This window comes from Protofrankia sp. Cr1 (assembly GCF_963555865.1).
Classification (GTDB): Bacteria; Actinomycetota; Actinomycetes; order Frankiales; family Frankiaceae; genus Protofrankia.
Map to the genome: position 1 here is coordinate 7,317 of NZ_CAUVXO010000031.1, position 14,790 is coordinate 22,106.

General features: G+C 67.1%; 16 protein-coding genes and 1 pseudogene. 2 read left to right on the plus strand and 15 right to left on the minus strand.

Going from position 1 to position 14,790, the window contains the following annotated elements:
* Window positions 1-97 precede the first annotated feature (97 nt).
* Window positions 98-481: a hypothetical protein gene (locus tag U9980_RS05165; RefSeq protein ID WP_322748046.1), complete on the plus strand. Its 384-nt coding sequence runs from the start codon at window positions 98-100 to the stop codon at window positions 479-481.
* Window positions 482-559: 78 nt separating this feature from the next.
* Here U9980_RS05165 and murA read toward each other — a convergent pair whose 3' ends face one another.
* Complete coding sequence (gene murA / locus U9980_RS05170) at window positions 560-1,846, minus strand: UDP-N-acetylglucosamine 1-carboxyvinyltransferase (RefSeq protein WP_322766910.1); 1,287 nt, start codon at window positions 1,844-1,846, stop codon at window positions 560-562.
* Window positions 1,847-1,982: 136 nt separating this feature from the next.
* Between murA and U9980_RS05175 the strand changes: the two genes are divergently transcribed.
* A complete protein-coding gene (locus tag U9980_RS05175) occupies window positions 1,983-2,555 on the plus strand; it encodes a cob(I)yrinic acid a,c-diamide adenosyltransferase (protein ID WP_322766919.1) in 573 nt (190 codons plus the stop codon).
* A 72-nt stretch (window positions 2,556-2,627) separates the two neighbouring features.
* On the opposite strand, the gene U9980_RS05180 is transcribed toward U9980_RS05175, so the two are convergent.
* From U9980_RS05180 to U9980_RS05245, 14 genes and pseudogenes are all read right to left on the minus strand, one after another.
* Entirely contained in the window at window positions 2,628-2,891 is a 264-nt protein-coding gene (locus U9980_RS05180; RefSeq protein WP_322766911.1) for a F0F1 ATP synthase subunit epsilon, read from the minus strand.
* An 83-nt stretch (window positions 2,892-2,974) separates the two neighbouring features.
* Window positions 2,975-4,414, minus strand: a complete 1,440-nt coding sequence (gene atpD / locus U9980_RS05185) for a F0F1 ATP synthase subunit beta (RefSeq protein WP_322766912.1) — start codon at window positions 4,412-4,414, stop codon at window positions 2,975-2,977.
* A 165-nt stretch (window positions 4,415-4,579) separates the two neighbouring features.
* Window positions 4,580-5,476 (minus strand): F0F1 ATP synthase subunit gamma, encoded by an 897-nt coding sequence (locus U9980_RS05190; protein WP_322748051.1) that lies wholly within the window; start codon window positions 5,474-5,476, stop codon window positions 4,580-4,582.
* Between the two features lie 4 nt (window positions 5,477-5,480).
* On the minus strand, window positions 5,481-7,133 hold the full coding sequence (gene atpA / locus U9980_RS05195) for a F0F1 ATP synthase subunit alpha (protein ID WP_322766913.1): 1,653 nt from the start codon (window positions 7,131-7,133) through the stop codon (window positions 5,481-5,483).
* 74 nt (window positions 7,134-7,207) lie between these two features.
* Window positions 7,208-8,053 carry a F0F1 ATP synthase subunit delta gene (locus tag U9980_RS05200; protein ID WP_322766914.1) on the minus strand — a complete coding sequence of 282 codons (846 nt, stop codon included), beginning with the start codon at window positions 8,051-8,053 and terminating at the stop codon, window positions 7,208-7,210.
* Between the two features lie 3 nt (window positions 8,054-8,056).
* On the minus strand, window positions 8,057-8,641 hold the full coding sequence (locus U9980_RS05205) for a F0F1 ATP synthase subunit B (protein ID WP_322766915.1): 585 nt from the start codon (window positions 8,639-8,641) through the stop codon (window positions 8,057-8,059).
* 14 nt (window positions 8,642-8,655) lie between these two features.
* The gene (locus U9980_RS05210) at window positions 8,656-8,901 is read right to left on the minus strand and encodes a F0F1 ATP synthase subunit C (protein WP_322748055.1); all 246 of its coding nucleotides are present in this window, start codon (window positions 8,899-8,901) and stop codon (window positions 8,656-8,658) included.
* A 78-nt stretch (window positions 8,902-8,979) separates the two neighbouring features.
* On the minus strand, window positions 8,980-9,885 hold the full coding sequence (gene atpB, locus U9980_RS05215) for a F0F1 ATP synthase subunit A (RefSeq protein WP_322748056.1): 906 nt from the start codon (window positions 9,883-9,885) through the stop codon (window positions 8,980-8,982).
* A 393-nt stretch (window positions 9,886-10,278) separates the two neighbouring features.
* The gene (locus tag U9980_RS05220; RefSeq protein WP_322754951.1) at window positions 10,279-10,611 is read right to left on the minus strand and encodes an AtpZ/AtpI family protein; all 333 of its coding nucleotides are present in this window, start codon (window positions 10,609-10,611) and stop codon (window positions 10,279-10,281) included.
* On the minus strand, window positions 10,608-11,048 hold the full coding sequence (locus tag U9980_RS05225) for a hypothetical protein (RefSeq protein WP_322748058.1): 441 nt from the start codon (window positions 11,046-11,048) through the stop codon (window positions 10,608-10,610). Before U9980_RS05225 ends, U9980_RS05220 begins: the two co-directional genes overlap by 4 nt.
* Complete coding sequence (locus tag U9980_RS05230; protein WP_322748059.1) at window positions 11,045-12,154, minus strand: MraY family glycosyltransferase; 1,110 nt, start codon at window positions 12,152-12,154, stop codon at window positions 11,045-11,047. The genes U9980_RS05225 and U9980_RS05230 overlap by 4 nt, the downstream gene beginning before the upstream one ends.
* A 37-nt stretch (window positions 12,155-12,191) precedes the next feature.
* A complete protein-coding gene (gene glyA, locus U9980_RS05235) occupies window positions 12,192-13,448 on the minus strand; it encodes a serine hydroxymethyltransferase (RefSeq protein WP_322766916.1) in 1,257 nt (418 codons plus the stop codon).
* Between the two features lie 174 nt (window positions 13,449-13,622).
* Window positions 13,623-14,279 (minus strand): L-threonylcarbamoyladenylate synthase, encoded by a 657-nt coding sequence (locus U9980_RS05240; RefSeq protein WP_322748061.1) that lies wholly within the window; start codon window positions 14,277-14,279, stop codon window positions 13,623-13,625.
* Between the two features lie 130 nt (window positions 14,280-14,409).
* A pseudogene (locus U9980_RS05245) lies at window positions 14,410-14,790 on the minus strand (peptide chain release factor N(5)-glutamine methyltransferase); the annotation flags it as partial.

Consider the following 14,790-nt stretch of genomic DNA (forward strand, 5'->3'; position numbering starts at 1 on the left):
TGCGACGCGAGCCACGCATGAACGCCTGCGCGGAACCGGCCGCGCTGAGACGATGTAGTCCGTCCGACCCGCCGGCTCGGACAGCAGGGAGGTGACGGTGCCACTGAACAGCCTGCACTACACGATCGGTCCGGCCATTGCCGTCGCCGCCACCGCCGTACTCGTGGCGGTGTGCCGGTGGGTGTTCGCGCCGAACCGGCCGCGCGGTAGCCATGCTACCGCCACCAGCCACGGCGATTTCGGCATGCTGGTGCCCGTGGCGACGCTCCGCACGTCCACCGAGGCCGCCCGGCTGCGCCAGCTTCTCGGTCAGCATGGGATACGGTCGACGTCAGGCGCGGCGCCACCTGGCCCGATTCAGGTGAACGCCGACGGGAACACCCGCCGCCACCACCTACCCGGCTGGCACGTCATGGTGTTCCCCGAGGACTCCATGCGGGCGCGTGCCGTTGTCGCGGGCACCGAGCGAGACTGGGCCTGACGCCGCCCCGGGATCGCCGTACTTAGAGCGCCAGGCAATTGGGCGTGGGCCGCCGGTCCATGGCGTCATGCTCACCGTTCAGCCTGTCCGCCGCGCCGTGGCCCCAGCAGGCTCCCGATGGATGTCCGCGCCCAGCGCCCGCAACTGCTCGACGAAGCCGCCGTAGCCGCGGTCGATATGGTGGACCTCACTGACCGCTGTGATGCCGTCAGCCACCAGGCCAGCCAGCACCAGTCCGGCCCCGGCCCGGACGTCCGAGGCCACCACCTGGGTGCCGACCAGGCGGTCCGCACGGCGCACGATGACGTGATGGCCGTCGGTGCGTAGCTCCGCGCCGAGCTTCAGCAGCTCCCGACAGAACACGAAGCGGCTTTCGAAAACGTTCTCGGTGATGAGGGACACCCCTTCGCTGACCGCTTCCAGAGCGATCGTCTGCGGCAGGAGATCGGTCGGAAAACCCGGATACGGCAGGGTGACCACGTCGATCGACCGCGGCGGCCGGTCGGCGACGACGCGGAAGCCGTCGGGCCGGACGGCCACCACGGCACCGGCCGTGGTCAGCTTGTCGAGCACGATGTCGAGATGATCGGCACGCCCACCCCGGACCAGCACGTCCCCGCCGGTCATCAGCGCGCCGATGGCGAAGGTACCGGCCACAATCCGGTCCGCGACCGTGCAGTGCGTGGTCGGCCGCAGTTCGTCGACGCCGTCGATCACCAACGTGGACGTGCCCGCACCGTCAAGCTCCGCACCCATCGCCGTCAGCATCGCGCAGAGATCTGCGATCTCAGGCTCGCGGGCGGCATTGTCGATCACGGTCGTGCCCTTGGCCAGCACACCAGCCATCATCAGGTTCTCAGTGGCGCCCACGCTCGGGAAGTCCAGCCAGATGGACGCTCCCTGCAGCCGGCCGGCCGACCGGGCCACGAGTGTGCCCGCCTCGACATCCACCATGGCTCCGAGCTTGGTCAGACCGCTGACGTGCATGTCCAGAGCGCGGGTGCCGATCGCGTCCCCGCCGGGCAGGGCCACCCTGGCTTCGCCGCAGCGGGCGACCAGCGGACCCAGCACGACGACGGACGCCCGGATCCGGCGGACCACATCGCTGTCGGCCGCCGCACCGGGCCGGGCCGGCACGTCGATCGACAGCGAGCCGCCCGCGAGATCCCGCTCGACGGTCGCCCCGAGCGCTCGCAGGATATCGGCCATGACCGCGACATCCAGAATGTCGGGCACGGCGCGAAGAGTCGTCCGACCATGGGCCAACAGGCTCGCGGCCATCAGCTTGAGCACGGAGTTCTTCGCCCCCGGGACATCGACCTCGCCGACAAGCCGAGACCCGCCCCTGACCACGAAGCGTTCCACGGGACTCGATGCTATGGCCTGGGCACCCGGCCGTCAGCGCGGGCCGGCCGGTGCGTCGAGTCGGGCCGCCCGCCATGGTGTGATCGCGCGACCGACCGAGCGCGCGATCGAACGAGCGCGGCATAGTGTGACCGCCATGGCCATCCACCTGACCCGGATCTACACCCGCACCGGGGACGACGGGACCACCGCGCTCGGCGACATGTCCCGGGTCCGCAAGACCGACCCGCGCCTCGCGGCCTACGCGGACGTGGACGAGGCCAACGCCGCCATCGGCGTGGCACTGGTCCTCGGCGGACTCGCCGAGGACATCCGGGCGTTGCTCGCCCGGGTGCAGAACGACCTGTTCGACGTCGGTGCGGATCTGTGCACGCCCGTCGTGGAAAACTCGGGCTTCTCGCCGCTGCGGGTCACCGCCGCATATGTGGAACGGCTTGAAGAGGCCTGCGACCGGTTCAACGAGAACCTCCCGAAGCTGGCCTCGTTCATCCTGCCCGGAGGCACCGCCGGTGCCGCACTGCTACACGTTGCGCGGACGGTCACCCGCCGCGCGGAACGGTCCGTCTGGGCGCTGCGCGAAGCCGACCCGGACCGTACCGGCGCGCTTCCCGCCCGCTACCTCAACCGGCTCTCCGACCTGCTGTTCATCCTCTCCCGGGTCGCCAATCCCGGCGGGGACGTGCTGTGGGAGCCGGGCGCCAACAGCTGACGACGCTGCGGCCTGGTTGCGGCGCGAAGATGATTTTTCGCGCCGCTCACGCCATCAGGACAACCACTCTTACTAGGTGCCGGCCAGGACCGCATGTTCAGCCAGGATGCTGACCCCCTGCCTGGTCACTGACAGGAATCCGCCGTCGACCTCGACGGTCAGCGTGCGCTCGCCTGTCGTGACCCGCACTTGACCGCCGGCGACAAGGACCCCGAGCAGCGGCACATGCCCGGTCAGCACACCGATCTCACCTTCCGTGGTCCGTGCGACGACCATGTCAGCCTCCCCCGACCACACTTCCTTCTCCGGCGAGACGATCGCCACCTGCATCGGCATCGCGCTGCCGTCCTTCCCGCTGTCGTCGGCCCTGGACCGCACGGATCTCAAGGGCCCTGCAGTTGGTGAATCCGGCCGTTTGGCTAGAGTTCCTTCGCCTTCTTCTCCGCGTCCTCGATCCCACCGCACATGAAGAAAGCCTGTTCCGGGAGATGATCGTAGTCACCTTCGGTCAGCTTCTTGAAGGACTTGATCGTCTCTTCGAGCGGGACGAACTTACCGGGGATTCCGGTGAACTGCTCGGCGACGAAGAACGGCTGCGACAGGAATCGCTGGATGCGCCGTGCCCGGTTGACCAGAATCTTGTCCTCTTCGGACAACTCGTCGATACCGAGAATGGCGATGATGTCCTGAAGGTCCTTGTAACGCTGCAGGATGCGCTGCACCTCACGCGCCACATCGTAGTGATCCTGCCCCAGATAGCGGGCGTCGAGGATGCGCGACGTCGAGTCGAGCGGGTCGACCGCCGGGTAGATCCCCAGGTCGGAGATGGCCCGGGAGAGCACCGTGGTCGCGTCGAGATGGGTGAACGTGGTGTGCGGGGCCGGGTCGGTGATGTCGTCCGCGGGAACGTAGATTGCCTGGAGCGAAGTGATTGAATGACCGCGGGTGGATGTGATGCGCTCCTGGAGCACACCCATCTCGTCGGCCAGAGTCGGCTGATAACCCACCGCACTCGGCATACGTCCGAGCAGGGTCGAGACCTCCGCGCCGGCCTGGGTGAACCGGAAGATGTTGTCGATGAACAGCAGCACGTCCTGCTTCTGGACGTCCCGGAAATACTCCGCCATGGTCAGCGCGGCGAGAGCGATCCGCAGCCGGGTGCCCGGGGGCTCGTCCATCTGCCCGAAGACAAGCGCGGTGTCCTTGATCACACCGGCCTCGGTCATCTCCAGGAACAGGTCGTTTCCCTCCCGGGTGCGCTCGCCGACACCGGCGAACACCGATACACCTTCGAACTGCGTGGCGACCCGGTTGATCATTTCCTGGATGACGACGGTCTTGCCGACGCCGGCGCCACCGAACAGGCCGATTTTCCCACCGCGCACATAAGGCGCAAGCAGGTCGATGACCTTGATGCCGGTCGTGAACATCTCCGTCTTCGACTCAAGCTGGTCGAATGGCGGTGCTGGTGCATGGATGGACCTGCGTACGTCGGTGTCAATGCTTTCGACGTCGAGCGGATCGCCGAGCACGTTGAACAGGTGCCCCTTGGTGGCGTTGCCAACGGGAACCGTGATAGGTGAACCGGTATCCTGAACCGGCGCTCCACGCACCAGACCGTCGGTCTGTTGCATGGAGATCGCCCGGACTGTGTTGTCACCGATGTGCTGCGCGACCTCGAGCGTCAGCGTTGCGGTCTGCCCGTCGATGGTGCGATCGACGCGCAGCGCACGGTAGATCTCGGGGATCTCGTCGGGCGCGAACTCCACATCGACGACCGGGCCGATAACACGGGCGACCCGGCCGATCCCAGGGGCCTTGCCCTCCACCGCGGCGGGCGAGGTAGTGGTAACGGTCATGGCGTCCTCTGCTTCATCAAGGTGCCCTCCGCGGCTGAGGACTCCATCAGGAGACCAGCGGCTTCAAGCGGTTCATCTGCATGTCATACCCCGAAGTCGCCGGCGGCTCCTCCCGCAGCCGGCGCCCTCAGGGGTTCTTCGGTATAACCGTCGTCGCTCTGCGGGCTACGAGGCCTGGGCGAGAGCGTTGGCCCCGCCCACGATTTCCGATATCTCCTGAGTGATCGCATCCTGGCGGGCGGCGTTCGCCCGACGGGTGTAGGTCTTGATCAGGTCACCGGCGTTGTCCGTCGCGGACTTCATCGCCCGCTGGCGGGCCGCCGACTCCGATGCCGCGGACTCCAGCAGCGCCGCGTACAGCCGACTCTCGACGTAACGAGGGAGCAGCGCGTCGAGGACTCCCTCGGCCGACGGTTCGAACTCGTACTGCGGGAGCGGGCCGCCGGGCGGGGGCTCGGCGGTCGTCTCCAGCGCAAGCGGAAGAATGCGATGCGCAACCGGTCGCTGGGTCAGGGTGTTGACGTACTCGGTGTAGACGGCGTGGATCTCGTCCACTCCGCCGGCCTCACCGGACGCCACGAACCGCGCGATCAGCGCATCGGCGACTTCCTTGGCGTTGTCGTAGCTCGGCTGTTCGGAGAACCCGGTGAACTCACCGGCCAGCTCCCGACCGCGGAAGCGGTAGTACGTGACGGCCTTGCGCCCGACCGCGTACAGGAACGGCTCCTTGCCCTCCGAGCGCAACAGCTCCAGCAGCTCGCCCGTCCGGCGCAGCACGTTGGCGTTGTAACCACCGGCAAGACCACGGTCACTGGTGACCATCAGAACCGCCACCCGACGCGGATCTGCATGCTCTGTCGTCAGTGGGTGACGAACGGTGGTCTGCGACGCCACCGCGGAGATCACTCGGGTGATCTCGTCCGCGTAGGGCCGGGAGGCGGCAACCCGCGCCTTGGCCTTCACGATCCTGGACGCGGCAATGAGTTCCATCGCCCGAGTGATCTTCTTAGTCGACTGGATCGAACGGATGCGGCGCCGGTACTCACGGAGCTGGCCGGCCATGTCCTCAGTCCTCGTCCTTCGGCTTCGGCTCGTGTATCTTGATCGCCTCGCGCTCCAGCTCCGACGGGTCCAGACTCTCCGGCAACGGTTCGTTGACCAGCGGCTGACCACCCGACAGCATGAACTCGGCCTTGAACTTCGCGATCAGCTGCTCCAGCGCGGTGACGGTGTCATCATCCAGCTTGCCCGTCTCGCGGATCGTCTTGAAGACCCCCGGCTGGCTCCGCTCGACGAACTCGAGGAACTCACGCTCGAACCGGCGGATGTCCGCGACCGGCACATCGTCAAGCTGCCCGGACGTACCCGCCCAGATCGACACGACCTGCCGCTCCACCGGGAAGGGCTCGTACTGGGGCTGCTTGAGCAGTTCGACCATGCGTGCGCCCCGGTCGAGCTGGGCACGGGATGCCTTGTCGAGGTCCGAGCCGAACGCCGAGAACGCCTCCAGCTCGCGGTACTGCGCAAGGTCCAGACGCAGCCGCCCCGCGACCGCCTTCATCGCCTTGATCTGGGCGCTGCCACCCACCCGGGAGACCGAGGTACCGACGTTGATCGCCGGCCGGACGCCCTGGTTGAACAGGTCGGTCTCCAGGAAGATCTGTCCGTCGGTGATGGAGATGACGTTCGTCGGGATATAGGCGGAGATGTCGTTGCCCTTGGTCTCGATGATCGGCAGACCGGTCAGGGACCCGGCGCCGAGCTCGTCGGAGAGCTTCGCGCATCGCTCCAGGAGCCGGGAGTGCAAGTAGAAGACGTCACCGGGGTATGCCTCACGACCCGGCGGGCGGCGCAGCAACAGCGAGATCGCCCGGTAGGCCTCGGCCTGCTTCGACAGGTCGTCAAAGACGATCAGTCCGTGCTGGCCGTTGTACATCCAGTGCTGGCCGATGGCCGAACCGGTGTAGGGCGCGAGGTACTTGAGGCCGGCCGGTTCGTCGGCGGGCGCCGCCACGATGGTGGTGTAAGCCAGCGCGCCGGTCTCCTCCAGGGTGTTGAGGACAGCCCGGATCGTCGACTTCTTCTGCCCGACCGCCACATACACGCACTTGACCTGGAGCTTCGGATCCCCCGTCGCCCAGTTCTCCCGCTGGTTGATGATCGCATCCAGCGCGACGGCGCTCTTGCCGGTCTGCCGGTCGCCGATGATCAGCTGACGCTGACCACGGCCGATGGCGGTCATCGCGTCCACCGCCTTGATACCGGTCTGGAGCGGCTCCTTGACCGGCTGGCGCTGGACGACCGTGGGCGCCTGCAGTTCCAGGGCACGGGTCTCGGTGGAGACGATCTCGCCGAGCCCGTCGATCGGGCGGCCCAGCGGATCGACCACCCGGCCGAGGAAGCCGTCGCCGACCGGGACCGAGAGAATCTGGCCGGTGCGGCGGACCTCCTGGCCTTCCTCGATGTGTTCGGACTCGCCGAGGATGACGCAGCCGATCTCGGCGATGTCAAGGTTCAACGCCAGGCCCAGCACGCCGCCATGGAACTCCAGCAGCTCATTGGTCATGACGTGCGGAAGGCCCTCGACCCGCGCGATGCCGTCGCCGGCGACGACGACCCGGCCGACCTCCTCCCGCTCCCCGACGGATGCCTGGTAGGAGTCGACGTAGTCCCGGAGGGCGGCGCGGATTTCCTCCGGTCGAATGGAGAGTTCAGTCATCGCTTCGGTCCTTCAATAAATGGTGAGGGCACGTCCCGCAGGTCATGCGAGGTCTGGGTGTCCACAAGAACGCTCTATCGGTGCAGCCGCCGGCGCGCGTCGGTGAGGCGGCGGATGACGCTGCCGTCGACCACCTCGTCACCGATCCGCACGACAACGCCGCCCAGAACGGAAGGGTCGACGTCCATCTGGAGCTGGACATCACGTCCAAAATACCGACTGATCGCTGTCCGCAACCGAAAAATCTGGTCCCCCGCGAGAGGTACAGCCGTGCGCACCACCGCGACGAGCCGGTTTCGGCGTGCCGCCGCGATCACGGTCAGCTGCTCAAGACGGCGTTCGAGATCACCGTGGTAACGCTCGGCGACAGCACGCTGAACGAGACGTATGGTCACGGCGTTGGCCTTGCCGTCCAGAAGCCTGGCCAGGAGTTCCTGCTTTGCAGGCCACGGGGCCGCCGGGTCGCTGAGGGCCAACGACAGTTCAGGTGTCCGGTTGAGGATGCGACCGAACCGGAACAGTTCGTCCTCCACGTCGTCGAGGGCGCCCTCCCGCTGCGCCTGGGCGAGCAGGATCTCGACCCCGAGCTCGGACAGCGCGTGCTGGAGGTCGAGCGGCCGAGCCCAGCGGCCGGTAGCCGCGACCGCCACGATGTCGAGCGCTTCCGCGGAGATCTTGCCGCCGAACAAACGGGCGGCAAGATCGGAACGAGCCGATCCGGGCACTCCCGGATCGGCCAGCGCCCGGCGGATCGCCGGCTCCCGGCTGAGAAGGTCCACGATCGCTTCAAGATCGTCCACGAGACGACCGAGGTCGACCGGATGGCGGGACCGCGTCCCGACACCGGGCGGCCCGGTCGCCGTCAGCTCGTCCAGGCGAGCTCGCGCCGAGGCCAGGGACTGTCGGCTGGATCCCTCCATGCCTCAGCCCCCCGGACCGGCCGGAACCGGAATCGCCGACTCGTCCGGATGCTCCAGGCCCGCGATGAAGTCGTCGACCAGCTGGCGCTGGCGGTCGTCGCGCTCCAGCTCGTGACCGACAATCTTCGTCGCGAGCTCGAGGGCGATGTCACCGACCTCGCGCCGGAGTTGAGCGACGATCTGCGCCCGCTCCGCGGCGAGTTGTGCCTCGCCCCGCGCTTTGATCTCGGCGACCTCGGTATCCGCCTGCGCACGCAGTTCCGTCAGGATCTGAATTCCCTGCTCACGGGCGTCCTCACGGATGCGGGCAGCCTCGGTCTGCGCGTCGGCGAGCTGCGCACGGTAGGAGGTGAGAAGCTCCTGAGCCTCCTGCTGAGCGTGCGCGGCACGGGCGAGACTGCCCTCGATTCCCTCGGTCCGCTCGGCGTACGTCCGCTTGATCTGCGGGTAGATCTTCCAGAAGAAGAAGGCCACCAGCAGGCCGAACGACAGGGCGCCGATCAGCAGTTCACCGAGCGGTGGGACAAGGACGTTCTCATCCGACTTTGCGCTGTCCCCGGCGGCCAGCAACAGTGTTGCGGTAACCACGGTGTCCCCCCGGCTTAGGGGAAGACGAACGGGACGACGAAGCCGATCAGAGCCAGTGCTTCCGCCAGGGCGAAGCCGATAATCATGTACCGGAAGGCGACCTGCTCCGCTTCGGGCTGGCGGGCGATGGCCTGCACACCGAGGCCGAAGATAAGGCCGATTCCGATACCCGGCCCTATGGCCGCCAAGCCGTAGGCCACCGCGCCGAGGGAGCCGCTCACCTGATTGGCAGCAGCAAGCACCATGGAGGTGTCTGCCATGTCATATTCCTTTTCCAGTCGGGCACCGGGACCTGCCACGGTGCTGATCGAAGTGCTGATCGGGGTGTCCGAACCTTTTTATGCGTGCGCCCCGGCGGGCGCGCCGCTCATCGCGGGCGCCCCGCTCACGGCAGGAGCATGGTCAGTCGCTGGAGAACTTTCATGGCCACCGCCGGATTCGATCGCGCCGGAGATGAAGGCAGCCGTGAGGATCGTGATGATGTATGCCTGCAAGCCGTCGATGACAAGTTCGAAGCCGGTCAGCACGATCGTCATGAGCAGCGAGGCGAATCCGAAGACAAAAGGCGGCTTGGGCAGCAGGTACTCCGCGCCGAGCGAGAAGACCAGGAGCAGGATGTGGCCGGCGAACATGTTCGCGAACAACCGGACCGCGAGCGTGAACGGCCGCACGAGCATGGTCGACATGACCTCGATCGGCCCAAGCAGAACCTTGACGAAGACAGGCGCGGTCGGCGCTGGGTTTATCATATGCCCGAAATACGCCCGTGCGCCATTGGCCTGGATGCCGGCGTAGTTGAACAGCACATAGGTCACAGCGGAGAGAACAATCGGAATGGCTATTCGCGACGTCGGCGGGAACTGGGCGCCGGGAACAATCGCAAGCACATTACAGATGAACACGAAGCTGAAGAGCACGACCAGGTACGGGGTGTACTTCCGCCCCTTCTCCCCGATGACGTCCCGGGCGATCGACATGTCGATGAAGTCGTAGACCGACTCACAGACGTTCTGCAATCCGCGGGGCACGACCGTGGCCCGCCGGAAGCCGAGCCAGAAGACCACACCGACGAAGAGCGCGGCGAAGATCCCCAGCCCCGTCGCCTTGTTCAAGTAGAAATGAACCGGTCCGAGATCGACGTCGAACCAGTGCGGCGGCTGGAAGACCTCCTTGGTCGGGCCCTTGAAGCCCTCATCAGCGAGGACCAGGGGTCCCGCGGGGACCGGCACGACGGACACCTCCATGATCGAAATACACTCTCACCAGCTAAGGAAGAGACGCAGCCGTACCGGCGGCGGTGTGGACTCACCCTATCTGGTTTAGGCGGGACAGCCCCGCCAGGCGCGGGCCGGCTCCCTCTCGGGTACGGTGCCGCACCACGCATGACCATCCATCGACACGGCATGATCATGAGCCCGGCAGGACCGACGGGAGACACGACTCACACCGGATGTCCGCGAGTGGACACCCAGCACTGGCGATACTATCCACACCCCGTGGCGATCGGCATCAACTCCAGGCCGGCCAGAGCTGGTTCACTCCCTTGTTCACCTGAAAGTAGCCGGCTGGTTCATTTTTACGACGCTCTTCTCACGCTGAGAATCCAAGACGAGACCATAGGCAACTGGCGAGCTCGATCAGAAACGCTGCGTAGCCTTGCTGATCACAAGATAGAGCGACGCTGCCATGCCGACGATGACGCCGACCGGCAGGAACACCGTGCCGAGTCCGGTGAGGCGGTCAATCCCGTAGCCGACCAGCCCCCAGAACCCGGTTCCGGCCAGCAGGGTGCCGACCGCCGTCCAGGCTTCATCGGAGACCAGGCCGGGCCGGTACGGGGGACGCGGCGGTCCGTCGGCTGTCGGCTCCGCAGGGCCGCCGGCCGCGCGCGAAGAACCATCCTCGCGCGGCCTTTGGCCGGTCGGCTCCGCAGGGCCTCCGGCTGGCGGCGTCGGTTCGGCTTCGCTCACCCGTTCAGGGTGTCACGCCGGGAGTCTTCCCGCGCCTGGAAGACCGTGGGGTCGTAGAACGGGACCCGGGTATGCGTGGCAACCCACAGCTCGGCACCGAGCCATCCGAAGACCCCCACGAAGACGGCCCAGGCGAAAGCCGCAAGATCGATGCTGGTCGACCCTTCGAGGTGCACGAGAAGAGTCCCAAGAATTATGATCTTCACCAGGTAGGTGCCGAGCGCAGCTGGCAGCACCAACGCTCGTGCGCGCTGGGCGACAACGCTCACAGCCACTTTGCTGGCCGCGAAGAAAAACCCGACCAGGCACAGCCCGAGTACGACGGCGACAACTCCGGCCGCGCCCCGGATGAAACCTGCAACCACAAGGCTGGGAACAGCGAGGGTGGCGAGCACGCCCAGACCAAGTCTGATCGTCCGTCCGGTAGCAACGATCATGCGCGCCGCACCGACCGTTGACCGACCAGCAACAGGACCAGGAGCCCGATCAGGCCGAGGCCGACCACGGCGGCGAGAATAGGCAACGGTTGTCGCGAGAAAGATGCGGCCACCCCGCCGAAACCGAGCAGGGCCGCCCAGAAGTACATGATGAGAACCGCGCGGACATGGGATTTTCCGATCTCCAGCATCCGGTGGTGCAGATGCATCTTGTCCGCGGCGAAGGGCGACCGGCCGGCGCGGGTCCGGCGGATCACGGCTAGTCCGAGGTCGATGAACGGCACCGCCAGCACAGCCAGCGGAATGGCCAACGGAATCAGCGACGGCAGGGATCGGGACGGCCCGGCGTATCCGCCATAGGCGACCTGTCCGGTCACCGAGATCATGGATGCCGCCGACAGCAGGCCGACCAGCATCGAACCGGAGTCCCCCATGAACAGACTGGCCGGGTTGAAGTTGTGCGGCAGGAAGCCGAGGCAGACCCCGGCGGTGACCGCGGCCAGCAAGGCCCCCGGCGCCGCCCGGGAAAAGTGGTTGATCACAGCGACCTCGTAGGCGAAGTAGAACGTGGCCCCAGCGGCAATCGCCGCAACCCCGGCGGCAAGGCCATCCAGCCCGTCGATGAAGTTCATGGCGTTGACAAGAACGACCGTGGCGAAGATCGAAAGCGGCACGGCTGTCTCAGGTCCGAGACTGAAGGTGGTGTCACTGTCCGGGTTGACGGCGAACGACCACTGGACTCCCAGCAGCACCATCACACCGGCGGCGGCGACCTGACCCGCGAGCTTCGTGACCGCGTCCAGTGGCCACCGATCGTCCACCACCCCGAGCAGGCAGATCACTACGCTCGCGACACCCACCGCATGCGGCTCCGCCCAGTCCCGCGAGACCGAGGACAGGAACGGCAGCTCGTCGGCAACCTCCAGACCGGCTGCGACTCCGGCGAGCATGGCCAGTCCGCCGAGCCGTGGAGTCGGCACGGCGTGCACATCACGATCACGGACGGTGGCGACGGCGCCGATCCAGATGGCAAAACCCCGCGCGACCGGCGTGCACAGGAAGGTGACCGCCGCCGACACCGCGAATACGAGTAGATACTCCCGCAATAGCCTGACGCCTTCGCTGACCTACCGCACCACCGCGCTAGCGCCGGTAGGCCGGATGCCGGCCGACCAGGACGGAAACGGCTCTGGCGACATCAGTGCCCGCCGACGGGTCACGGACCGCCCGAGCGATCAGCGCCGCGATCTCCTTCATCTCGCCTTCCCGCATGCCCTGAGTGGTCACCGCCGGGGTACCGACGCGGATACCGGAGGAGACCGCAGGCGGTTGCGGGTCGTACGGGATGGCGTTCTTGTTCAGCGTGATCCGCGCCGCGTCACACCGGGCTTCGGCATCCTTACCGGTTACGCCGAGATCGCGCAGGTCGAGCAGGGTGAGGTGGGTGTCGGTGCCGCCGGAGACCGGCCGCACGCCTTCGGCCGCGAGCCCGTCCGCGAGGGCCTGGGCGTTGACGATGACCTGACGGGCGTACTCGGCGTAGGCCGGGGTCGCGGCCTCCCGCAACGCCACCGCTTTGGCGGCGACCGCGTGCATGAGCGGGCCGCCCTGGCTGAACGGGAACACCGCCTTGTCGATCCGCTGGGCAAGTTCTTCCCGGCAGAGGATCATCCCACCTCGGGGCCCACGCAGGACCTTGTGGGTGGTGAAACTGACCACGTCGGCGTGCGGCACCGGGCTGGGGATGGCTCCGCCCGCGACCAAGCCGATGAAGTGCGCGGCATCGACCATCAGCCACGCCCCGACCTCGTCCGCGATCGAGCGGAAGGCCGCAAAGTCGATCAACCTGGGATACGCGGTGGCGCCACAGATCATCATTTTGGGCCGATGCTGCCGCGCGAGGTCCCGAACCTCATCGTAGTCGATCAATTCGGTATCCTCGCGCACTCCGTAGGCGACGACATCGAACCACTTCCCGCTGAAGTTCACTCGGCTACCATGAGTGAGATGACCGCCATGCGGTAGTGACATCGCCAACACGGTGTCGCCAGGGGTGAGCAGCGCCGCGTACACCGCGAAGTTGGCCTGAGCCCCGGAATGCGGCTGTAGGTTCGCGTGCTCGGCACCGAACAGCGCCTTCGCCCGGGCGATGCCGATCTCCTCCGCACGATCGACAACCTGGCACCCGCCGTAGTAGCGACGGCCCGGATAGCCCTCGGCGTACTTGTTCGACAACGTCGACCCGAGGGCCGCCAGCACCGCAGGCGAGGTGAAGTTCTCACTCGCGATGAGCTGGAGACCCCCACGGAGTCGGTCCAGTTCGTCCAGGACGACATCCGCGATCTCTTCGTCCTCGGCACGGAGCTGATCGAAGTCCGGGCCCCAGAACGGGGTGCTCATAAGCTGCCTCTCCTCCTGCGCGACTGGCCCGTGGCTGCGCGGCCGACCCATGCCGCGTGCAGGCAGCCGGGCCAGGAGCGACCTAGCATGGGTTTGTCCCGATCGCGACGCCCCACCTTCGGCTGCTCCAACTCCCGACAGCTTACGGCGCAGAGCCGGAGCGGGCCGCAAGCGTCATGCGGTGACCGCGGGTTCCTGGACTGACGGCAGAACCTCACGCAACGCCGTCATCGTGACCGCACCCGCCCGCAGCACCCGGGGGACCTCACCGGTGCAGTCGACGATCGTCGACGCGATGCCGGCCGAGCACGGCCCGCCGTCGAGGTACACCTCGGCTGAGTCACGGAGCTGCGCCATGGCGTCCTCCACCGTGGTCGCAGGTGCCTGACCGCTGATGTTCGCGCTGGACACGGCCATCGGCCCGGTACGGCCGAGCAGTTCGATGGCGACCGGATGCAGTGGCATCCGCACCGCGACAGTGCCCCGGGCATCCCCGAGATCCCAGCTCAACGACGGCGCATATGGCACGACCAGCGTCAGCCCACCCGGCCAGAATGCCCGGATCAGGTCCTGCATCGGCTCGGTGACCTGCTCGACGAGCCCGTCGAGGGTGCGCCACGCACCAACCAGTACAGGGACGGGCATGTCCGGTCCGCGGCCTTTGGCGGCCAGCAGCGCGCGCACGGCGACCTGGTCAAACGCGTCCGCGCCAATGCCGTACAGCGTGTCGGTGGGCAACACGACGAGCCTGCCATGGCGCACCGCGCGCGTCGCCGCCTCAAGACCGGCCGTACGCCGTTCGGAGTCCGCGCAGTCGTACCGTTCGCTCACTGACTCTCGTGGCCTCACTGGCTCCCCCATTACGTCCGTGGTGCTGCGTCACTTCGGCAGTACGTCACTTCAGGAGTATGTCGTGACAGCGGCGGCGCCTCGGGGCCCCGCCCCGCTCCCTGCCAGGTCCCTACCGACCGGTCTCGCGGCCCGTGCGAGGCCGGCGCGAGGCTGAGACGAACCGGGCTCGCCCCGCCAGGTCGGGATGGTCCCGAACATCGTCCCAGCAGTCGAGTGCATGTAGCAGCGCAGGGGCCGCCAAGCCGTGTCGGTCGGAGTGTTCGATCACCAACTGCCCACCGTCGCGCAACAGGCCGCCCGCCACCTGTGCGACGGCTCGAACCCCCGCCAGACCATCTGGTCCGGCCCACAGCGCGGCAGGAGGATCATGCTTACCGACTTCGGGTTCGACCAGGTCCCGTTCGTCATCCCACAGGTAGGGCGGGTTACTCACCACCAGATCGACCCGGCCGAACAGACCCGCAAGCTCTCGGGCAACCGTGGCAACCGG